The 19,595-nt window shown below is 71.9% G+C and carries 19 protein-coding genes, 1 tRNA gene and 1 pseudogene; 12 read left to right on the forward strand and 9 right to left on the reverse strand.

Going from position 1 to position 19,595, the window contains the following annotated elements; translation table 11 throughout:
- Positions 1 to 8 precede the first annotated feature (8 nt).
- The 3 genes from HUN58_RS05190 to msrB form a co-directional block, all read right to left on the reverse strand.
- A complete protein-coding gene (locus HUN58_RS05190) occupies positions 9 to 1,286 on the reverse strand; it encodes a DUF2142 domain-containing protein (protein ID WP_180224613.1) in 1,278 nt (425 codons plus the stop codon).
- Positions 1,287 to 1,335: 49 nt separating this feature from the next.
- A tRNA-Thr gene (locus HUN58_RS05195) sits at positions 1,336 to 1,408 on the reverse strand.
- A 33-nt stretch (positions 1,409 to 1,441) separates the two neighbouring features.
- Positions 1,442 to 1,843 (reverse strand): peptide-methionine (R)-S-oxide reductase MsrB, encoded by a 402-nt coding sequence (gene msrB, locus HUN58_RS05200; protein ID WP_058740477.1) that lies wholly within the window; start codon positions 1,841 to 1,843, stop codon positions 1,442 to 1,444.
- A 62-nt stretch (positions 1,844 to 1,905) separates the two neighbouring features.
- Here msrB and HUN58_RS05205 point away from each other — a divergent pair, with 62 nt between their 5' ends.
- The 7 genes from HUN58_RS05205 (at position 1,906) to HUN58_RS05235 (ending at position 7,893) form a co-directional block, all read left to right on the forward strand.
- Positions 1,906 to 2,373, forward strand: coding sequence for a GNAT family N-acetyltransferase (locus HUN58_RS05205; protein ID WP_180224614.1), 468 nt, complete (start codon positions 1,906 to 1,908; stop codon positions 2,371 to 2,373).
- Entirely contained in the window at positions 2,370 to 3,449 is a 1,080-nt protein-coding gene (locus tag HUN58_RS05210; RefSeq protein WP_180224615.1) for a DUF2332 family protein, read from the forward strand. Before HUN58_RS05205 ends, HUN58_RS05210 begins: the two co-directional genes overlap by 4 nt.
- A 98-nt stretch (positions 3,450 to 3,547) precedes the next feature.
- Positions 3,548 to 3,847: a DUF3263 domain-containing protein gene (locus tag HUN58_RS05215; RefSeq protein WP_229666864.1), complete on the forward strand. Its 300-nt coding sequence runs from the start codon at positions 3,548 to 3,550 to the stop codon at positions 3,845 to 3,847.
- Positions 3,844 to 4,440, forward strand: a complete 597-nt coding sequence (locus HUN58_RS05220; protein ID WP_180224616.1) for a LytR C-terminal domain-containing protein — start codon at positions 3,844 to 3,846, stop codon at positions 4,438 to 4,440. Before HUN58_RS05215 ends, HUN58_RS05220 begins: the two co-directional genes overlap by 4 nt.
- A 192-nt stretch (positions 4,441 to 4,632) precedes the next feature.
- Positions 4,633 to 4,836 carry a cold-shock protein gene (locus tag HUN58_RS05225; protein ID WP_058740472.1) on the forward strand — a complete coding sequence of 68 codons (204 nt, stop codon included), beginning with the start codon at positions 4,633 to 4,635 and terminating at the stop codon, positions 4,834 to 4,836.
- Positions 4,837 to 5,101: 265 nt separating this feature from the next.
- Positions 5,102 to 6,721 carry a chaperonin GroEL gene (groL, locus tag HUN58_RS05230; RefSeq protein ID WP_114849472.1) on the forward strand — a complete coding sequence of 540 codons (1,620 nt, stop codon included), beginning with the start codon at positions 5,102 to 5,104 and terminating at the stop codon, positions 6,719 to 6,721.
- A 266-nt stretch (positions 6,722 to 6,987) separates the two neighbouring features.
- On the forward strand, positions 6,988 to 7,893 hold the full coding sequence (locus HUN58_RS05235; protein WP_180224617.1) for a hypothetical protein: 906 nt from the start codon (positions 6,988 to 6,990) through the stop codon (positions 7,891 to 7,893).
- 134 nt (positions 7,894 to 8,027) lie between these two features.
- Here HUN58_RS05235 and HUN58_RS05240 read toward each other — a convergent pair whose 3' ends face one another.
- From HUN58_RS05240 to HUN58_RS05260, 5 genes are all read right to left on the reverse strand, one after another.
- Complete coding sequence (locus HUN58_RS05240; protein ID WP_114849474.1) at positions 8,028 to 9,716, reverse strand: cell wall metabolism sensor histidine kinase WalK; 1,689 nt, start codon at positions 9,714 to 9,716, stop codon at positions 8,028 to 8,030.
- Between the two features lie 61 nt (positions 9,717 to 9,777).
- Positions 9,778 to 10,473 carry a response regulator transcription factor gene (locus HUN58_RS05245; RefSeq protein WP_058740468.1) on the reverse strand — a complete coding sequence of 232 codons (696 nt, stop codon included), beginning with the start codon at positions 10,471 to 10,473 and terminating at the stop codon, positions 9,778 to 9,780.
- Between the two features lie 55 nt (positions 10,474 to 10,528).
- Positions 10,529 to 12,223: a DNA repair helicase XPB gene (locus HUN58_RS05250; protein ID WP_180224619.1), complete on the reverse strand. Its 1,695-nt coding sequence runs from the start codon at positions 12,221 to 12,223 to the stop codon at positions 10,529 to 10,531.
- A 74-nt stretch (positions 12,224 to 12,297) separates the two neighbouring features.
- Positions 12,298 to 14,061, reverse strand: a complete 1,764-nt coding sequence (locus HUN58_RS05255) for a helicase-associated domain-containing protein (RefSeq protein ID WP_180224620.1) — start codon at positions 14,059 to 14,061, stop codon at positions 12,298 to 12,300.
- Between the two features lie 28 nt (positions 14,062 to 14,089).
- Positions 14,090 to 14,389: a hypothetical protein gene (locus HUN58_RS05260; RefSeq protein ID WP_058740465.1), complete on the reverse strand. Its 300-nt coding sequence runs from the start codon at positions 14,387 to 14,389 to the stop codon at positions 14,090 to 14,092.
- A 55-nt stretch (positions 14,390 to 14,444) separates the two neighbouring features.
- Here HUN58_RS05260 and HUN58_RS05265 point away from each other — a divergent pair, with 55 nt between their 5' ends.
- Positions 14,445 to 14,822 (forward strand): cold-shock protein, encoded by a 378-nt coding sequence (locus HUN58_RS05265; protein ID WP_114849477.1) that lies wholly within the window; start codon positions 14,445 to 14,447, stop codon positions 14,820 to 14,822.
- Positions 14,822 to 15,469 (forward strand): DUF3027 domain-containing protein, encoded by a 648-nt coding sequence (locus HUN58_RS05270; protein ID WP_180224621.1) that lies wholly within the window; start codon positions 14,822 to 14,824, stop codon positions 15,467 to 15,469. Before HUN58_RS05265 ends, HUN58_RS05270 begins: the two co-directional genes overlap by 1 nt.
- A gap of 128 nt (positions 15,470 to 15,597) precedes the next feature.
- Here the strand turns inward: HUN58_RS05270 and serC are convergent, their stop codons facing one another.
- Complete coding sequence (gene serC / locus HUN58_RS05275; protein WP_114849479.1) at positions 15,598 to 16,716, reverse strand: phosphoserine transaminase; 1,119 nt, start codon at positions 16,714 to 16,716, stop codon at positions 15,598 to 15,600.
- Positions 16,717 to 16,938: 222 nt separating this feature from the next.
- Here serC and HUN58_RS05280 point away from each other — a divergent pair, with 222 nt between their 5' ends.
- The 3 genes and pseudogenes from HUN58_RS05280 to HUN58_RS05290 form a co-directional block, all read left to right on the forward strand.
- Complete coding sequence (locus tag HUN58_RS05280; protein WP_114849480.1) at positions 16,939 to 17,634, forward strand: metal-dependent transcriptional regulator; 696 nt, start codon at positions 16,939 to 16,941, stop codon at positions 17,632 to 17,634.
- Positions 17,635 to 17,934: 300 nt separating this feature from the next.
- On the forward strand, positions 17,935 to 18,900 hold the full coding sequence (locus HUN58_RS20910; RefSeq protein ID WP_114849481.1) for a C40 family peptidase: 966 nt from the start codon (positions 17,935 to 17,937) through the stop codon (positions 18,898 to 18,900).
- A 377-nt stretch (positions 18,901 to 19,277) separates the two neighbouring features.
- Positions 19,278 to 19,526, forward strand: a pseudogene (locus HUN58_RS05290) (HNH endonuclease); the annotation flags it as partial.
- Positions 19,527 to 19,595: the final 69 nt, after the last annotated feature.

The raw sequence follows: 19,595 nt of genomic DNA on the forward strand, positions 1-19,595 counted from the left end.
GCGACGACCTACCCCACCGCGGCGAGGACCGGCACCACGACGACGAGCGGTCGCAGGGCACGGGTCCGCAGCACGTCCCGGTCGGCGGCGAGCCCGACCACGATCAGCGTCGCGACGAACAGCGGCAGCCCGTACCGCCCCTGCCAGATGATCCCGTAGTCCGCGGCGCCGATGCCCTGCAGCACGGCGGGCACGAGCACCGTCGCGGCGACGAGGAACACGGTGCCGGGCAGCGCGCGACGGCGGACCGCGAGCCCGGCGAACACGACGAGGCCGATCCCCATCGCCCACGCCGTGACGATCCACGCGGGCAGGGTGGTGTCGAACCAGCCGAACACGCCGACCATCTGCTCGCCCCACTTCGGCGTGAGGGCGAGGGTCTTCAGCGTGCCCTCGACGAAGCCGTAGCGCTCCGGCGACGACGGGATGTAGCCAGCGGGGCCGGCGACGAAGGCCGACCAGAGCACGGCCGGCACGAGCAGGACGACCGCGGCGCCCAGGGCGGTGAGCACGGAGCGACGGCGCATGAGCCGGAGCGCGGCGGGGACGTCGGTCAGCAGGACCCCGACCACCACGACGACGACCATGAGGGGCGACGACGTGCGCATCGACCCCGCGACGACCCCGCAGACCACCAGCAGGGCGAGCCACCAGTGCAGCCGCCGTCCCGCACCGTCGTGGAGCACGAGCCAGGTCACCGCGGCGAGGGCGGCGCAGCCGGCGATCTCGACCGAGCTCGGGTTGACGAGCGCCCCGACGTACACGGTCATCGGGGTGACGGCGACGGCCGCCCACGCGGGCAGGGCGTGCCGGTGCCGGAGCGCCGCCCCGACCAGGACCACCACCGCGGCGAGCGCGGAGACGACCAGCGCGGACACGAGCCGCACCGCCAGGTACCCGTGCGCCCCGTCGACCAGGAGCGTGGGCCAGCCGACGAGCAGGTAGTAGCCGGGGAAGTAGTCGCCGACCCCCGTCGAGACCTCGACGTCCCCGGACGCGGTCGAGAACGCGGGCATGCACGTGGCCGGCTTCGCGGCGTCCCGCGCGGCGCACGGCACCGCGCCCTGCGGGTCCGTCACGGCCTGCGGCACGCGCACGGTGGTGATCCCCTGCGCGCCGGTGGGCACACCGGTCCACTGTCCGCGGACCGTCGCCGCAGCCTTCGCGAAGTGGTTCGACTCGTCGGGGCCGTTGCCGATCGGTGTCGCGAGCACCCACGCCGCGGTGAGGAGGAAGACACCGACCCAGGCGACCAGGGCGACGAGCAGCAGACGGGGCCGGTTCACCCGACAACTGTACTGAGGCACGGACGACCGAACCGCAGGTGGTGGAGAGGGCCGGCAGCGGGACTCGAACCCGCAACCCCCGTATTACAAGTACGGTGCGCTACCAATTGCGCCATGCCGGCTGACGCGCCCACTCTACCGGGGCGCGTCGGGGGTCACTCCGCGGCCTCGAAGTTGAGCGAGATCGAGTTCATGCAGTAGCGGTCGCCGGTCGGGGTGCCGAAGCCGTCCGGGAAGACGTGCCCCAGGTGGCCCCCGCAGTTCGCGCAGCGGACCTCGGTGCGGACCATGCCGAGGGACTTGTCCTCGATGAGCTGGACGGCCTCGGGGCGCACCGACTCGTAGAACGACGGCCAGCCGCAGCCGGAGTCGAACTTCGTGCCGCTCTTGAACAGCTCCGCTCCGCAGGCCGCACACGTGTAGACGCCGGCGCGCTCCTCGTCGAGCAGCTCACCGGTCCACGGGCGCTCGGTCCCGGCCTGCCGGAGGACAGCGTACTGGTCCGGGGAGAGCTCCTCGCGCCACTGGGCGTCGGACTTGTCGACGTTGTACGTCATGTGTTCCTCCTGCTTCCGGCCGGGTCGACGGGCTGCCCGGCCACCTCAGTAAACTCGCCACGATGTCCGAGCATTCCGTGCGCCACGCCCGCTGGGACCGTCTGACGACGGACGAACTGTACGGCATCGTCGTCCTCCGGAACCGCGTGTTCGCGCTCGAACAGCGGGTCACGGCAGAGGACTTCGACGGCCGCGACCGCCACCCGGACACCGAGCACTGGTGGTTCGGAGCGGACGACGATCCGGTCGGGTACCTCCGGCTCGTCCGACCGGCCGCGGGGGAGCCGCACCCCGACGACGCCGCAGCACCGGCGTGGGTCGTCGGTCGGGTCGCGACGCACCCGGACCACCGCGGGCAGGGCGTCGCCGACCGGCTGGTCGGCGCGGTGCTCGCCGCCCACGGCGACGAGCCGTTCGTGCTGCACGCGCAGGAGTACGTGGCCGGGCTGTACGAGCGGCACGGGTTCGCCCGCTTCGGCACCCCGTACGAGGAGGCCGGCATCCGCCACGTCGGCATGTACCGACCGTGACCGGGACGCGGGAGCGGTACGCCGCCTACGCGGAGCGCATCGCCCCGGGCTCACCGTCGTACGCGGCCTGGGCACGCTCGGTGGACGACGACCTGGTCGCGCTCCTGGAGGCGGTGCCGGCGCAGCAGCGGCAGCCCGAGCTGGTCTTCGCGGTCGCCCGGCGGCTGGGTGCGGACCCGGCGGACCCCGGTGCGCTGCGCGCGCTCGGCCGGGAGGCACGCCCCACCCTGGTCGCGGCCCTCGCCGCCGCCACGGTGCAGGCCAACGACCCGCGTCGCCTCGGTCCGGTGGTCCCCGTCCTGCAGGCGCTCGCCGCGGCGACCGACCGGCCGCTGGGGCTCGTCGACGCGGGTGCCGCCGCCGGACTCTGCTCGATCCCGGACCGCGTGACGCTCGACCACGTGCCCGCTGCCGAGCGTGCGTCCGGTCGCACGCCGGTACCCGCGTCGCACCCCGGTGTGACGGGGTGCGACGTCGGTGGCGGGGTGCGCGACGAGCGGGTGCGGGTGCACACCGCGGAGGCGGAGCCGTCGATCCACCTGACGGTCGCCGTCTCCGGTGCCGTGCCCGCGCCGCGTGCCACGCCGATCCGGATCGGTGCGCGCGTGGCCCTCGACCCGAACCCGATCGACCTGGCCGAGCCCGGCGCGTTCGACCGGCTGGTCGAGGCCGTCCCGCCCGAGGCGACGGACCGCACCGCCCTGATGCGTGCGGCGGCGCGCGCGACGCTCGCCGTGCCTCCCGTCCGGGTCCGGGGCACCCTGCCCGGTGACCTGGACCGCGCACTCGACGCCCTGCCGGACGACTGCGAACCGGTGGTCCTGACGACCGGGACGCTCGTCTACGTGCCCGGCGCGGACCGGCAGCGGGTCGTCGACCGGCTCCGTGAGCGCGGCGTGCGCTGGGTCGCACTCGAACGGACCGGGATCCTGCGCGGGGTGGCCGCCAGCCTGCCCGGCGACGTCGACCCCGGCGACCCGGACGCGTTCGCGACCCTGTCGCTCGACGGCGTCGCGCTCGCGGTGTCCGACCCGTTCGGCGTCCGCGTGCGGTGGTTCCGCGCGTCCGCAGCCTGAACGCGGGCTTCGCGACAGTCCAGGCGCGTGCCAGGGTCGGCGTGCCCGCCACCCCTACGATGTGCGAGACCCGTTACCCCACCGTGACCGGAAGTGCCGTGACCACCATCCCCGCCGACGAGCTCAGCGAGCTCGACAAGCACGTACTCGCCTTCGAGCACGAGCGGGCGCGGCACGACCGCACGAAGGAAGCGGAGATCCGGGTCGAGTTCGACATGTCGCCGGCGCGCTACTACCAGGTGCTGAACCGCGTGATCGACCTGCCGGCGGCGCTCGCGTACGACCCGCAGCTCGTGACGCGACTGCAGCGGCTCCGGCACGCCCGCACCCGTGCCCGCGCGGCGCGCTCCTTCGTCGCCCCCGGCACGACGACCGATCCCCGTGAAGAGGAACGATGACCCAGAGATTCCCGCGAGACCGGTTCGACGACGTCACCGACGGCCCCCGGGTCGGGGCGCACCGCGGTGCCCGGCGTCGCGGCCGCGGCTGGATCGCGTTCGCCTGGGCAGCGCTCGCCACCGGGGTGCTCGTGCTCATCGGGGTGCTCGTGCTCGCGCTCCTCAACGGCAGCTACTCGTTCCCGGGGTCGACGTCCTCGCCGGCTCCGTCGTCGTCCGCGTCCGCCTCGGCCCCGGCGACCGGTGCGCCCTCGGGCGAGGCCACGCCGTCGCCGTCCGAGACCCAGGCCCCGACGGCCGCGACCCCCGCCGAGCAGGGTGCGACGAGCGTCGTCGTCCTGAACGGCACATCGACCACCGGGCTCGCGGCGAAGGGCTCGACCGCGCTGCGGAACGCCGGCTGGCAGGTCCGCTCGACCGGGGACGCCGGGACGACCGGCACCACCGCGACGATCGTGTACTACCAGCAGGAGTCGCAGGCGGCCGTGGCGCAGGGCGTCGCGCAGGCGCTCGGGGTCTCCGCGGTGCAGCAGTCGGCGGCGTTCCCGAACGCCGACGTGACCGTGGTGCTCGGCGCCGACTACGCCGGCTGACGCGCTCCCCGCGCCGGGTTCGTTACGGCGGTGTTTCCGGGACGTTGAATTCTGACGGAATCGGCGTGAAAGGGCGTCACAACCCTTGCCACGCCGCGCTTGTTCGGTCAGAGTCATCGCCAGACGACGGCCTGTCGTCCGCACCAACGACGACCCGTCGTCTGCACCAGCACCACCAGGGAGCAAGAGATCATGGCCAACGGAACCGTGAAGTGGTTCAACGCCGAGAAGGGCTTCGGCTTCATCACCGTCGATGGAGGGGGCCAGGACGTGTTCGTGCACTACTCGGCGATCGACATGTCGGGCTACAAGGTCCTCGAGGAGGGCCAGGCGGTGACGTTCGACGTCGGCACCGGCGCGAAGGGGCCGCAGGCCGAGTCGGTCCGCCCCGCCTGAACCGCGACACCCGGAACGCGCCGTCCCCTCGGGGGCGGCGCGTTCGTCGTGCCGGGTGTTCCTCGTGCCGGGTGTTCCTCGTGCAGGGCGTTCGTCGTGCCGGGCGCGACCGTGCCGTGTCGGTGCGTGTCCTGGGAAGACGACCCGTGCCTCCCGGCTGTGTTGCACTCGACCTCGTCGAGTGCCAGAATCGGCGTTGGCACTCGCTCACGCTGAGTGCCAGCACGACCCCCATGACGACGTCCGGGAGGGACGAGAAACTCACATGGCTAAGATCATTGCTTTCAACGAGGAGGCCCGTCGCGGCCTCGAGCGCGGCCTGAACACCCTGGCCGACGCCGTGAAGGTGACGCTCGGCCCGCGCGGCCGCAACGTCGTCCTCGAGAAGAAGTGGGGCGCCCCCACGATCACGAACGACGGTGTCTCCATCGCCAAGGAGATCGAACTCGACGACCCGTACGAGAAGATCGGTGCGGAGCTCGTCAAGGAGGTCGCGAAGAAGACCGACGACGTCGCCGGTGACGGTACGACGACCGCGACCGTCCTCGCTCAGGCGCTCGTCCGCGAGGGCCTCCGCAACGTCGCCGCCGGTGCCGACCCCGTGTCGCTCAAGCGCGGCATCGAGAAGGCCGTCGCCGCCGTCTCCGACCAGCTCCTCGCCAACGCGAAGGACATCGAGACCAAGGAGCAGATCGCCGCGACCGCGTCGATCTCCGCCGCTGACTCCACCATCGGCGAGCTCATCGCCGAGGCGATCGACAAGGTCGGCAAGGAGGGCGTCGTCACCGTCGAGGAGTCGAACACCTTCGGCACCGAGCTCGAGCTGACCGAGGGCATGCGCTTCGACAAGGGCTACCTGTCGCAGTACTTCGTCACGGACCCGGAGCGCCAGGAAGCCGTCTTCGAGGACCCGTACATCCTCATCGTCAACTCGAAGATCTCCAACATCAAGGACCTGCTCCCGGTCGTCGACAAGGTGATCCAGTCGGGCAAGCAGCTCCTCATCATCGCCGAGGACGTCGACGGCGAAGCCCTCGCGACCCTCGTCGTGAACAAGATCCGCGGCATCTTCAAGTCCGTCGCCGTCAAGGCCCCGGGCTTCGGCGACCGTCGCAAGGCCATGCTGCAGGACATCGCGATCCTCACCGGCGGCCAGGTCATCTCGGAAGAGGTCGGCCTCAAGCTCGAGAACGCGACCCTCGACCTGCTCGGCAAGGCCCGCAAGGTCATCATCACCAAGGACGAGACGACCATCGTCGAGGGTGCTGGCGACGAGGACCAGATCGCCGGCCGCGTCAAGCAGATCCGCGGCGAGATCGAGGCGACCGACTCCGACTACGACCGCGAGAAGCTCCAGGAGCGCCTTGCGAAGCTCGCCGGTGGCGTCGCCGTCATCAAGGCGGGCGCTGCGACCGAGGTCGAGCTCAAGGAGCGCAAGCACCGCATCGAGGACGCCGTCCGCAACGCGAAGGCCGCCGTGGAAGAGGGCATCGTCGCCGGTGGTGGCGTCGCGCTCATCCAGGCGTCCGTCGTGCTCGACTCCCTCAAGCTCGAGGGTGACGAGGCGACCGGTGCGAACATCGTCCGCGTCGCGATCGACGCGCCGCTCAAGCAGATCGCGCTGAACGCCGGTCTCGAGCCGGGCGTCGTCGCCGCGAAGGTCCGCGAGCTCGAGTCGGGTCACGGCCTCAACGCCGCGACCGGTGAGTACGTCGACCTCGTCGCCGCGGGCATCATCGACCCGGCCAAGGTCACGCGCTCGGCGCTGCAGAACGCTGCGTCGATCGCCGGTCTGTTCCTCACGACCGAGGCCGTCGTCGCCGACAAGCCCGAGAAGGCTCCGGCCATGCCGGCCGGCGACCCCACGGGTGGCATGGACTTCTAAGCGGTCCTGACAGAAGGGCCCCGCACGCTGCGCGTGCGGGGCCCTTCTGCGTGCCGGGCGGCGTCGGGTCTCGCCGAGCGTGCCACTTCCGTCGCGCTGGACGTCGCGGGGCGACCGGCTCTGCACGCACCGCGTCCCGCGCGCGGCATGTCCTGCCCGCTCGCGACGGGCGCATGGCATCGCACAGGAGGCCCGTCCTCCGTCGTTCTCCACAGTCACGGCTCCGCGGGGCTGGTTGTGTCAGTGCTCGGCCGATGATCGTCGGCATGTCGAAGCCCCGCGCGCTCCCGGTCCCGTTCGGCCAGACCGTGTTCACCGTCGCGGACGCGCTCCGAGCGGGCATCGGCAAGGAGCGCTTGCGGCGCACCGACCTCGTCGTCCCGGTCCACGGCGTCCGCGCTCCCGCGGGAGCCGAGGTCGGGCAGGTCGAAGCGTTGTCGGTCGTGCTGCGGGACGGCCAACGCTTCAGCCACACCACGGCGGCGGGCATCTGGGGCGCGCCGCTCCCTCGCGGAGCCGGCATCGACGACGTCGTCCACGTCTCGTCCGACGGCACGGTCGCCATGCGCCGCCGCGGGGTGGTCGGCCATCGGCTGCCGACGTCCGAGGTCCGCGACACCCCGCTCGGACGGGCCAGCAGCCCGGCTCGGAGTTGGTTCGAGTGCGCTGACATCCTGTCCGCCGTGGATCTCGTCGTGCTCGGCGACCACATGGTGCGTCGCGACCGAGCCCTGGCGACCCTCGACGACCTCGCCGCGTCGATCGTGCCCGGGGCCCGCGGCGTCCGGACCGCGCGCGCAGCGCTCGAGCGCATCCGCGCCGGTGCCGAGTCGGCGATGGAGACGCGGCTCCGGCTCGGGGTGGTCGATGCCGGCTTCCCGGAGCCGGAGTTGAACGTCGACGTCCTCGACAGCGACGGAACGTTCCTCGGCCGCGTCGACATGGCCTGGCCGGAGTACCGCATCGCGCTGGAGTACGACGGCGACCACCACCGCGATCAGGACACCTGGCGCCGAGATCAGCGTCGCGGCAACGGCTTCACCGTCAACGGATGGCTCGTCATCCACGCGACCGCGGTCGACGTCGCACGTCCGGCGGTGCTGTTCGAGCGGCTCCGCCGTGCCTTCGCCGATCGAGCGGGCAGGACACGCCGCACGCGATCCGCCGGCTGAGCGATTCCGGTCGCGCGACGGCGACGAGCGGCCCAGATGTGGCACGCCCGGCGCGGCGCGGGGCGCGGGCCGCGCCAGCGCCGGCGCCGGCGCCGGCGGCGGCGCCGGCGGCGGCGCCGGCGCCGGCGGCGGCGTCAGGCGGTGGGCGTCGGGGTGTAGTCGCGGGGGAGCAGGGGGAGCCAGACGCGGAAGGTGGCGCCGCCGCCCTCGGTGTCGAAGACCTCGACCGAGCCGTGGTGCGCCTGCACGATGCCGGAGACGATCGCCAGGCCGAGCCCTGAACCGCCGGTGTCCCGGGCACGCGAGGTGTCCGCACGCCAGAAGCGCTGGAAGATCTTGTCGCGGAGCTGCGGCGGGATGCCCTCGCCGTGGTCGATCACGTCGATGTGGGCCATCCCGCGCTCGTCGTCCACGCCGATGCCGATCTCGATCGGGTCGTCGTGCTCGGTGAAGCGCATCGCGTTGCCCATCAGGTTCGTGACGACCTGGCGGATCTTGTTCTCCTCCGCCAGCACGATCGGTGGGCGGGCCGGCAGCACGATCGTCGGCAGCGGGGTGGTCTCGTCGGTGGGCACGCCGCCTTCGACGCCCATCGCCCGCGTCCGACGGGCACGCAGGCGCGCGATGGTCTGCCGCGAGAACGCGATCGGCCCGGTGGTGTTCGCCGACGGGGGCGAACCGGGGACCTCGCCGGTGTCGCCCTTCGCCAGGGTCGGCCGCACGGGCTGCGCGACGCTCACCCCGGTGACGGAGTCCTCGACGAGCACCTGGATCTCGCGGTCCGGGTTCGACGCCATCGTGTCGAGAGCGGAGTCGCGGGCGATCGCGACGAGGTCGACCGGTCCGAGCTCCAGCGGCTTCGACTCGTCGATGCGCGCGAGCTGCAGCAGGTCCTGCACGAGCAGGCCCATCCGCTGTGCTTCCTTCTCGATGCGCTCCATGGCCTGCGCCACGTCCTCCTCCTTGCGGAGGGCACCCATCCGGTACAGCTCGGCGTAGCCGCGCAGGGACACGAGCGGCGTCCGGAGCTCGTGCGAGGCATCGCCGACGAAGCGGCGCATCTGGTCGATCGTGCGCTCGCGGTCCTCGAACGCCGAGTCGATCCGCTCGAGCATCGCGTTGAGCGAGCGGTTGAGCCGTCCGACCTCGGTGTTCGGGGTGTCGGCCTCGAGGCGCTGGTTGAAGTCGCCGGCGGCGAACCGGGCGGCGGTGTCCTCGACGTCGCGGAGCGGGTCGAAGGTGGCCGTGACGAGGAGCCGGGTGAGCATCGCGCCGAGCAGGATCACCGAGATGCCGAAGCCCAGGAAGATGACCGTGAACCGTGCGATGGTCTGGTCGGTGTCCGCGCTCGACACCGCGACGAGCACGTAGCCGGTCTCCGACGTGCCGCTCGACTGGTTCTGCAGCGACGCCGGGATGATCTGCGCACGCCACTCGTGGTTGTGCTGGCTGTCGTACAGCGAGAAGCGCTGCGAGCTCTGCGCGGCTGCCGAGAAGTCGAGCGAGCGGATGTCCGGCCGGCTCGACGCCTTCGTCTGGCAGATCTGGTCGCCCCGGGAGTCGTAGGCCGCGACGTAGGCGCTCTGCGACAGGACGACGGACAGCTTGCAGTACTGCTCGCCGTCGCTGATGTTCTGGCCCTCGAGCTGCTCCGTCGTCTGCTTGACGTTGTTGTCGAGCTGCGACATCAGGTACGTCGACAGCACCGTCATGGTGCCGAGTCCGGCGACGAGGAGCCCGAGCGCGACGAGCAGCACCGTGATCCCGGTGATCTTCGTGCGGAGGGAGATCCCGTCCCACCAGCGGCTCATTCGCGTGTGCATGCTGTCCCGAGGATAAGCGGCGGGCGTCCGGTGGAACCGGACGCCCGCCGAGAGAGCGACCCTAGGACGCCTTCGTCGCCTTCAGCATGTAGCCGAACCCGCGCTTCGTCTGGATGATCGGCTCGCTCGAGTACTGGTCGAGCTTCCGGCGCAGGTACGAGATGTAGGACTCGACGATGCCGGCGTCGCCGTTGAAGTCGTACTCCCACACGTGGTCGAGGATCTGCGCCTTCGACAGCACCCGGTTCGGGTTGAGCATGAGGTAGCGGAGGAGCTTGAACTCGGTCGGGGACAGCTCGATCTGCGCGTCGCCGATCGTGACCTCGTGCGTGTCCTGGTCCATCGTGAGCTCGCCCGCGCGGATGATCGCGTCCTCTTCGTCGTTCATCGTGCGGCGCAGGATGGCCTTGATGCGCGCGACGATCTCGTCGAGTGAGAACGGCTTCGTGACGTAGTCGTCGCCGCCGACGGTGAGGCCGGTGATCTTGTCCTCGGTGTCGTCCTTCGCGGTGAGGAACAGGATCGGCGAGGTGTAGCCCGAGGAACGGAGGCGCTTGGTGACGCCGAAGCCGTTCATGTCGGGGAGCATCACGTCGAGGATGATCAGGTCGGGTTCCTCCTCGAGCACGGCCGAGATCGCCTGGGCCCCGTTGCCGACCGCACGGACGGCGAACCCGGCGAAACGCAGCGAGGTCGTGAGGAGGTCGCGGATGTTCGGTTCGTCGTCGACGATCAGGATCTTGGGGCCATCGGTCATGGACACATCCTCTGACCGTTCCCTAGAGGTTTCCTGGGAGCGGCTCGTGTGCCGGCTACGCGGCTGCCTGGACCTGGTCGGCGTCGAGGATGGTGTACGCGTACCCCTGCTCGGCGAGGAACCGCTGCCGGTTCTGCGCGAAGTCCTGGTCGACGGTGTCCCGCGTCACGAGCGTGTAGAACGACGCCGGCAGACCGTCCTTGTTCGGGCGCAGGAGTCGGCCCAGTCGCTGGGCCTCTTCCTGACGGGACCCGAAGGAGCCGGACACCTGGATCGCCACGGTCGCGTCGGGCAGGTCGACGGAGAAGTTCGCGACCTTCGAGACGACCAGGACGTCGATGTCACCCTGCCGGAACGCCTGGAACAGCCGCTCGCGTTCGTCGACGGGCGTCGCCCCGGTGATCTCGGCGGCATCCAACGCCGAAGCCAGGTCGTCGAGCTGGTCGATGTACTGCCCGATCACCAGGATCTGCTCGCCGCGGTGCTTCTCGATGAGCTCCCGCACGACCGGGGTCTTCGCCGGTGACGTCGCGGCGAGCCGGTAGCGCTCGTCGTCGCCGGACGCGGCGTACTCCAACCGGTCGGCGTGCGGCAGGTCGATCCGGACCTCGTAGCAGGCGGCGGGGGAGATGTAGCCCTGCGCCTCGATCTCCTTCCACGGGGCGTCGTAGCGCTTCGGCCCGATCAGCGAGAACACGTCGCTCTCACGCCCGTCCTCGCGCACGAGCGTCGCGGTCAGGCCGAGCCGACGGCGCGCCTGCAGGTCCGCCGTCAGCTTGAACACCGGCGCGGGGAGCAGGTGGACCTCGTCGTAGACGATGAGGCCCCAGTCGAGGGCGTCGAGGAGCGACAGGTGCGTGTACTCGCCCTTCCGGCGGGCGGTGAGGATCTGGTACGTCGCGATGGTGACCGGGCGGATCTCCTTCGACGTGCCCGAGTACTCGCCGATGTCGTCCGCGGTCAGGCTCGTCCGGCGGAGGAGCTCGTCGCGCCACTGCCGCGCGGACACGGTGTTCGTGACAAGGATGAGCGTCGTCGCCTTGACGGTCGCCATCGCACCGGCACCGACCAGCGTCTTGCCCGCGCCGCAGGGGAGCACGACGACGCCGGAACCCTGCGCGAAGAAGGTGTCGACCGCCTGCTCCTGGTACGGCCGCATGTGCCACGACGCGGTGTCGAGGTCGATCGGGTGCGGCTGCCCGGGCGTGTAGCCGGCGAGGTCCTCGGCCGGCCAGCCGAGCTTCACGAGCTCCTGCTTGACCTGGCCCCGTGCCCACGGCTGCAGCTCGATCTCCGAGGACGACCGCTGGTCGCCGAGCAGCGGCTTGATCCGCTTCGAACGGGTCACCTCGGCCAGGACGGACGGGTCCTCGGCCGTCAGGAGCAGCACGGGCTGGCGCTCGAGCTCCTCGGTGGGTGAGTTCGCGATCACCGGGGCGTCCGGACGCTCCTCACGCCGGATCACGAGCCGTCCGTAGCGCGACACCGTGTCGCGGATGTCCACCGTGACGCTCTGCGGGACCGGGAACTTCGCGAAGCGCTCGAGCGTGCCGATCATCGCCTCGGCGTCGTGCCCCGCCGCCCGTGCGTTCCAGAGCCCGAGCCGCGTGATCCGGTACGTGTGCACGTGCTCCGGGGCGCGTTCGAGCTCGGCGAAGGCGGCGAGCTCGTGCCGCGCGTCCTCGGCGTCGGGGTGCGCGACCTCGAGGAGCACGGTCCGGTCGCTCTGCACGATCAGCGGTCCGTTCATGACGGATCAGCCTAGGCGTCGCGGCTGCGAGCTGCCGTGCCCGGCCCGGACGCTGCGCGTCGCGGCCCTCGGCGTCACGCCTCGCTCTCGACCGCCACGACGAGCGACAGCGGCAGGGTGCGTTCGACGTCGACCGCCGTGTCCCGTCCGCGCACACGGCCGGCCGCGACGGAGGTCGGGATGATCGAGACGGGCCGTTCGGATCCGTCCGGCATGCGCACCGTCAGCCGGATCGGGGTCTTCCCCCGCACGGCCAGGTCGATCTGCCGGCCGAGCCACTCCTGCTCCGGCTCCGCCTCGCCGCGCTCGGTCGTCAGCCGCAGCCGCTCGACGAGTGCGTGCGCCGCCTGTTCCGGCGTGCGTCCGGCGGCACGGCGACGGACGGGAGGCACGCCCTGCGTCGCGGGGCGGGCTGCGGCCGTCAGCACGGCCGGGTAGCGCTGGTCCTCGAGCGCCGCGTGCACCACGTGCGCCGGGTGCCGGGTCACGAGGGTCGTCAGGTCGGGCCGCTCCCACGCGAGCTGGCGGAGCTCGGCGTCGACCCCGACCAGGTCGAGCTGGTCCGGCGTGCCGTGCACCCGGGTGCCGACCCCGCCCGGTCCGACGTCGACGACGATGCTGCCGTCGCGTCCGGCGACCTGCTCGACGAGGTAGCCGAGCGGCTGCGGCACGCCCGTGGCGGACAGCCGGTCCAGCAGCGCGAGGAGCTCGTCCTTGGTGCTGCCGGCGCGGAGGGCACGGCGGACGGACTCCTCGGACACGCGGTACCGGGCCGCGAGCCCCGGGGCCTCGAGGTCGGCCACCGAGCGGAGGGCCGCGTCGTCGGCGGGGGAGAGCGGCCCGGGAGCGATGACCGTCAGGTCGTGCTGCAGGTACACGCCCTCGACCGTGGGCGGCAGGTCGGCGGCGGCGGCGTCGGCGTCCCCGTCGAGCACGGCCCGACCGGTCGGGGTGAGCACACCGTCGACCGCGAGCCCGATGGACTCCGCGGTGCCGGCCACGACGAGGAGCTCCGAGTCGAGCCACCGCGCACCGGCCGGGTACGCCCAGCGCCCGAGCGCCACGAGGTCGCGCAGGTCGTCGCCGGCGGTCTCGAGCACGTCGTGCACCGCCGGGTCGAGGGCGTCCCGCCAGCGCCCGGCGAGCCCGACCCAGCGGTCCGGCCACGGCGCGACGAGCCAGTCGTCTCCCGCCGGTGTGGTGTGCCAGAGCCCTTCGCCGGGGTCGGCGAACCCGACGCGGGCGAGGAGCGCGAGCCGGTCGGGCACGAGCTCGGGATCCGTGCCGGTGCGCTCGCCGAGGGTCCTGGCGAGCGGCGTCCCGATCCCGCCCTTCACGAGCTCCTTCACGCTCCCGGCGCGGACGGCGCGCAGGAGCTCGGCGAGGACGGTCATCGTCGCGAAGGCGCGTTCGGCACCCGTGGCGCGCGCGCGGTCGGGGTCAGCCGCCTGCGTGACGTCGCCCGGACGCCGGACGCCGGACGGGCCTCCTGTCCGGTCCAGTGCCACGAGGTCGGGGTGGGCGGCCAAGCGGGCCGCGACCGCGTCGTCGACGCCGCCGGACGCGTCCGCCAGGCCGAGCGCCACGGCGGGGGCGAGTGCGTCACCCGCCTCGCCGTCCCGCAGCGCGAGCAGCGCGGCACGGGGCAGGTGCTCGAGTGCGGCGTCGACGGCGTCGTCGGTCCGCAGCGCCTCGGCGAGGTCGAAGAAGTCGGCGGCGTGCTGCGGACCGGAGTCCGCGAGGACGGCCGCGGGCAGCCGTCGGGCGACGACGAGTCGTTCGAGGTCGTCGTCGGGCGTCGCGCGCAGGCGTGCGGCGAGGTCTGCGGTGGTCGTCATCGTCCGCCGCTCCGGTCGTCGCCGGTCCTCAGCGTGCCGACCGGTTCTCGCGGGCGCGCTTGGACCAGGTGAGACCGAGGAGGACGAAGACGAGCACCATCCCGATCGGCAGACCGATCAGCGGGATCGCCATGATCACGGGCCAGGGCATCGAACCCTGGGCGCTCGGGACGGTCAGCCACATCACGATCATGGCCGCGATGCACAGGAAGGCGGCGATGAAGATGCCCCCGACCATGAACCCGAGGACGCGTTCGGTACGATTGAACGTCACCGAGGAGTCCGCTGCGTCGCGGGGGGTCCCGGTGGATCGGGTCGGCTTGGCCATCGACCCAGGATATCCGACGCACCACGGCCGTTCCACGACCACGAGGAGTCCACGCATGCCCACCGGCAAGGTCAAGTTCTACGACGACCAGAAGGGGTTCGGGTTCATCTCCGGAGACGACGGTGAATCCGTGTTCCTGCACGCGTCCTCGCTGCCGGACGGTGTCACCTCGGTCAAGCCCGGGACGCGGCTGGAGTACGGGGTCGTCCAGGGCAAGAAGGGCTCGCAGGCGCTGTCCGCCCGCCTGCTCGAGCCCGCACCGTCCCTCGCGAAGATGTCCCGCCGGTCGGCCGACGACATGGCCGTCATCGTCGAGGACCTCGTGAAGGAGCTCGACCGGATCAGCGGCGACTTCCGGCACGGTCGCTACCCGAAGAACGGCGAGCGCATCGCCGCGATCCTGCGCCACGTCGCAGACCAGCTGGACGCCTGATGGTGGACGTCACGGAGCTCGCGCGGAAGGCGCTGCTCGAGGTCACGCCGGAGTCCACGGTGGGGCAGCCGGTCGGCACGGTCGACGAGGGCGACGGGGTCGTCTCGGTCCAGTTCTCGAACCGGATGCCCGGGTACCCCGGCTGGCGCTGGACCGTCTCGATCGCGCAGGTCGAGGGTGACGAGCCGACCGTGCTCGAGGTCGAACTCCTGCCGGGTGACGGCTCGCTGCTCGCGCCGGAGTGGGTGCCGTGGTCCGAGCGGCTCGCCGAGTACCGGGCGGGGCACGACGACGCGGAGGCGGAGTCGGACGAGGACGACGACGAGTCCGACGAGGACGACGACGACGAGGACGCGGACTACGAGGACCCGGACGACGACGAGGCGGACGACGACGAGTCCGACGACGACGACGCGTTCGGCGACGAGGACGAGGACGACCTCGAGGAGTCCGACGACGACGAGCTCGACGGGGTCGACGTCGACGCGGCGGACGAAGACGACGAGGACGAGGACGAGGAGCCCGCTCCGCTGCGCTCCCGTGGCGCCCGACGTCGTGCCGCGCGGGTCCGCCCCGTGGACCCGGACGACGACCTGGAGCTCGACCGGCTCGACCCGACCGAGGTCGACCCGGACCGGCACGCCTGACGCCGAGCGCCGGGCCCGGCCTCCGGGCCCGGCCTCCGCAAGACGCAACGAGGGCGGTTTCCCGCAGCGACGTTCCGCTGCGAGGAGCCGCCCTCGTTGCGTTTTGCGAGCCAGCCGGCCCGCGGGGGTCAGCCGCGCAGGGCCTGCACGACGAAGTCGATCGAGCGGACGAGCTGGGCGACGTCGTCCGGGTCGATCGCCGTGAAGGTCGCGACGCGGAGCTGGTTGCGCCCGAGCTTCCGGTACGGCTCAGTGTCGACGATGCCGTTCGCGCGGAGCGTCGCCGCCACGGCCTTGGCGTCGATCGCGTCGTCGAGGTCGATCGTCGCCACGACCTGCGACCGGTGCCCGGGGTCGGTGACGAACGGCGTCGCGTAGTCGACCGACTCCGCCCAGTCGTAGATCGTCGCGGACGACGTCTTCGTGCGGGTGTCCGCCCACGCGAGCCCGCCGGACTGGTTGATCCAGGAGACCTGGTCGTCGAGCATGAGCAGGGTCGCGAGCGCCGGGGTGTTCAGCGTCTGGTCGAGCCGGGAGTTGTCGACAGCGTTCTTGAGCGACAGGAACTCCGGCACGTAGCGGTCGCTCGCGGCGACCCGCTCCACGCGCTCGAGCGCCGCGGGGGAGAACAGTGCGAGCCACAGGCCGCCGTCCGAGGCGAAGTTCTTCTGCGGCGCGAAGTAGTAGACGTCGGTCGCGCTGACGTCGAAGGCCGCACCGCCGGCGGCGCTCGTGGCGTCGACGACGGTCAGGGCACCGGGGTCGCCGGCCGCGCGGACGACGGGGGCCATCACGCCCGTGGACGTCTCGTTGTGCGGGTAGGCGTAGAGGTCGACGCCCTCGACCGGCTCGAGTGCGGCGAGGGAGCCGCCGGGGGCCTCGACCACGTGCGGGGCCTCGAGCCACGGGGTTGCGGTGGCCTTGGCGAACTTCGAGCCGAACTCGCCGAAGGACAGGTTCTCGGCCCGGCGCTCGACGAGCCCGAACGCGGCGGCGTCCCAGAACGCGGTCGAGCCGCCGTTGCCGAGGACGACCTCGTATCCGTCGGGGAGCTGGAACAGGTCGGCGAGGCCGCGCCGGACGCTGCCGACGAGGTCCTTGACGGGCTTCTGCCGGTGGGACGTGCCGAGGATCGTCGCCCCGCGCGTCACGAGGGACTCGAGCTGCGCGCCGCGGATCTTGGACGGTCCGCAGCCGAAGCGGCCGTCGGTCGGGAGGAGGTCGGCGGGGATGACGATGTCTGCCATGGAGCGATCCTAGCGAGCGGTATCCCAGCCCAGCCGACCCTGCACCGGCCGGACGGGGCGGGCGTGGGGCATGCCTCCAGGCCCGTCGCCGCGTGCCGGACGGGACCCGGACGCGCGTGACGATCCCTCGGGACGGTCTGTCCCCTGACGGATGTCGGTCCGTCGCTGTCACCGTGAACAAGTAGGGTGGGGCGCGCTGGAACCGGACCTGAGAGGCGGACCGTGACCGATCTCGTCGACACCACGGAGATGTACCTCCGGACGATCCTCGACCTCGAAGAAGAGGGGATCGTCCCGCTGCGAGCGCGCATCTCCGAGCGCCTCGGTCACTCGGGTCCGACGGTCTCGCAGACCGTCGCCCGGATGGAGCGCGACGGGCTCGTCGTCGTCTCCGGCGACCGGCACCTCGAGCTCACGACCGAGGGGCGCTCCCGCGCGACCCACGTGATGCGGAAGCACCGGCTCGCCGAACGCCTGCTGTCCGACGTGATCGGGCTCGACTGGGCGTTCGTGCACGACGAGGCCTGCCGCTGGGAGCACGTGATGAGCGAGCAGGTCGAGGTCCGCCTGCTCGAGATGCTCGGCAACCCGACCGAGTCGCCGTACGGCAACCCGATCCCCGGGCTGGCCGAGATCGGCGGGCCGACCGCCCCGGGGTTCCTCGACGGCGTGCGGAACATCGTCGCCGCGACCGAGGGCACCGACGCCGTCGCGACCGGGGTCGTCCGCCGTCTGGGCGAGCCGGTGCAGTTCGAACCGGAGCTCCTGCACCAGCTGCGGACCGCCGGTGTGATGCCGGGTCGGGTCGCGAGCGTCCAGCGTGCGGGGGCCTACGTGGCCGTCCGGGTCGAGGGCGAGGAGTCGGGCATCGAGCTCCCGGCCGAGGTCGCCCAGCACGTCTACATCGAGCACGCCTGACCCTGCCGCGGTTCGCAACGAGCACCCCTGAGCCTGAGAAACCGCACAAGGTCGTGCAGGTGACGGGCCCCTGATCAGGGATTCGTCATCGTTCCGTTACCGAACCACCGTTTCATCTCGACACGGTAACGACGCCCACGTACACTCGTCGAGTCCCGGGTCGCCCACGAGGCCCAGGACCCGTGGCAGGACGTCTCGCGCCCGTCTCCTGCCTCGATCGGAAACGATGACGAACGGATGGGGTTGCACGACCGGGAACACCCGCCCGGCCGTGGTGACGAGACGCCGGAGACACCACCCTTGACGCAGACCGGTTCCGCCGCGGACGGCCAGACCCCCGCGAACCCGACGAACACCGCGAACGCCATCCCCACGGCAGCCGCCCCGCTCACCCGGCGGGCAGCACGCCAGGCCCCCGCGACCACCTCCACCGTCCGCAAGGTGACCCCGGTCCGCGACGCGCCGCTCCCCGGAGGTCGTCGTGCCGCGCAGGCCGCCCTCGCCGCCGAGAAGACGAAGGCGAGCGCCACCGCCCGCAAGCGCCGCTTCCTGGCACCGGTCGTCCTCACCGTCGCGTGCGGCATGTTCGGCACCGTCGCGGTCGCCCCGGCGTTCGCCGCGACGCAGCAGACCGGCTCCGCCGCCGCCACCGCCCAGCGCGAGGTCCGTGCGACCCAGGCGCAGGAGTTCTCCGTCTCGGACGCCGTCGCCCTCGCCGGCACCAACCGCGACGGCTACGGCGCGACCTCGCAGGCGACCCTCGACCAGGAGGCCGCGCAGAAGGCCGCAGCGGACGCCGCCGCCGAGGCAGCGAAGCAGGCCGAGGCGACGCAGGCCGCCCGTGCCGCGACGGCGAAGCAGTACTCGTCGTACAGCGGCCCGAGCGCCGAGCAGATCGCCGCGACCTCGGCGAACACCCCGTTCTCGCTGCCGGCCGTCGTCGCCACCGCCAAGCAGTACATCGGCACGCCGTACGTCTTCGGCGGCGCGGACCCGTCCGGCTTCGACTGCTCGGGCTACGTCATGTACGTCTACGCGCAGTACGGCATCAGCCTCGCGCACTCGGTCCCGCTGCAGGACGCGGCCGGCACCACGATCCCCGAGTCCCAGGCGCAGCCCGGCGACGTCGTCGTCTTCAACGACGGCTCGCACGACGGCTTCTACATGGGCAACGGCATGATCATGGACGCGCCGAAGCCCGGCGGCAAGGTGTCGATCCGCCCGATCTGGACGAGCAGCTACCACATCGTCCGCTTCGGGATCTGACCCCGGCACCACCCCCGCGGTGACGACCCGTGTGTCGTTCCCGTGAACACTCCCGGAAACCGGCCCGCACACCCTCGTGCTGGGCCGGTTCCTGACGTAGCCTGATGCTGCACCGGTCCGAACACGGCCCGACCACGGGAGACCTCATGTCAGCGATCCGCACGACCCGCACCACGGGTCGGCGCGCGCTCGTGGACATACGGTCCACCGCCCCCTGCGTGCACCATCACGCCCTGACCTGACGAGAGCACTACCCATCCGGGTGGTGCTCTTCGTGGTTCCGGGCGTGGTCGCAGACCGCGGTCCCACGTCGGCGTCGCTCGGTCCGACGCACCCGCAGCGCCTGGAAGCCGTCCAGGCACGTCGGAAGGGAACCCATGCGCACTCTCGTCCTCAACGCCGGTTACGAGCCCCTCGCGGTGATCTCTGACCGACGGGCCCTCGTGCTGGTGATGAACCAGAAGGCCGCCATCGTCACCGCCGACGCCGAGCACCCGGTCACCGGGTCGACGTCGTCGTTCGACCGTCCGTCCGTCATCATCCTCACCCGCTACGTGCGCATCCCGCACGCCCGGCTCGTGCCCGTCTCGCGCCGCGGGGTGCTCCGGCGCGACGCGAACCGCTGCTTGTTGACTGAACTTTCCGGATCGAGGTTTGAGGGGTCGCCTCTTGTGTGTGCGGCGGGCGATCTGGCG

Source organism: Curtobacterium sp. Csp1, from assembly GCF_013347185.1.

Coding starts and splice junctions, on each gene's coding strand:
- msrB (WP_058740477.1), bottom strand. CDS start 1,843: ATGACGTACAACGTCGACAAGTCCGACGCCCAGTGGCGCGAGGAGCTC.
- HUN58_RS05205 (WP_180224614.1), top strand. CDS start 1,906: ATGTCCGAGCATTCCGTGCGCCACGCCCGCTGGGACCGTCTGACGACG.
- HUN58_RS05220 (WP_180224616.1), top strand. CDS start 3,844: ATGACCCAGAGATTCCCGCGAGACCGGTTCGACGACGTCACCGACGGC.
- HUN58_RS05225 (WP_058740472.1), top strand. CDS start 4,633: ATGGCCAACGGAACCGTGAAGTGGTTCAACGCCGAGAAGGGCTTCGGC.
- groL (WP_114849472.1), top strand. CDS start 5,102: ATGGCTAAGATCATTGCTTTCAACGAGGAGGCCCGTCGCGGCCTCGAG.
- HUN58_RS05235 (WP_180224617.1), top strand. CDS start 6,988: ATGTCGAAGCCCCGCGCGCTCCCGGTCCCGTTCGGCCAGACCGTGTTC.
- HUN58_RS05240 (WP_114849474.1), bottom strand. CDS start 9,716: ATGCACACGCGAATGAGCCGCTGGTGGGACGGGATCTCCCTCCGCACG.
- HUN58_RS05245 (WP_058740468.1), bottom strand. CDS start 10,473: ATGACCGATGGCCCCAAGATCCTGATCGTCGACGACGAACCGAACATC.
- HUN58_RS05250 (WP_180224619.1), bottom strand. CDS start 12,223: ATGAACGGACCGCTGATCGTGCAGAGCGACCGGACCGTGCTCCTCGAG.
- HUN58_RS05255 (WP_180224620.1), bottom strand. CDS start 14,061: ATGACGACCACCGCAGACCTCGCCGCACGCCTGCGCGCGACGCCCGAC.
- HUN58_RS05260 (WP_058740465.1), bottom strand. CDS start 14,389: ATGGCCAAGCCGACCCGATCCACCGGGACCCCCCGCGACGCAGCGGAC.
- HUN58_RS05265 (WP_114849477.1), top strand. CDS start 14,445: ATGCCCACCGGCAAGGTCAAGTTCTACGACGACCAGAAGGGGTTCGGG.
- HUN58_RS05270 (WP_180224621.1), top strand. CDS start 14,822: ATGGTGGACGTCACGGAGCTCGCGCGGAAGGCGCTGCTCGAGGTCACG.
- serC (WP_114849479.1), bottom strand. CDS start 16,716: ATGGCAGACATCGTCATCCCCGCCGACCTCCTCCCGACCGACGGCCGC.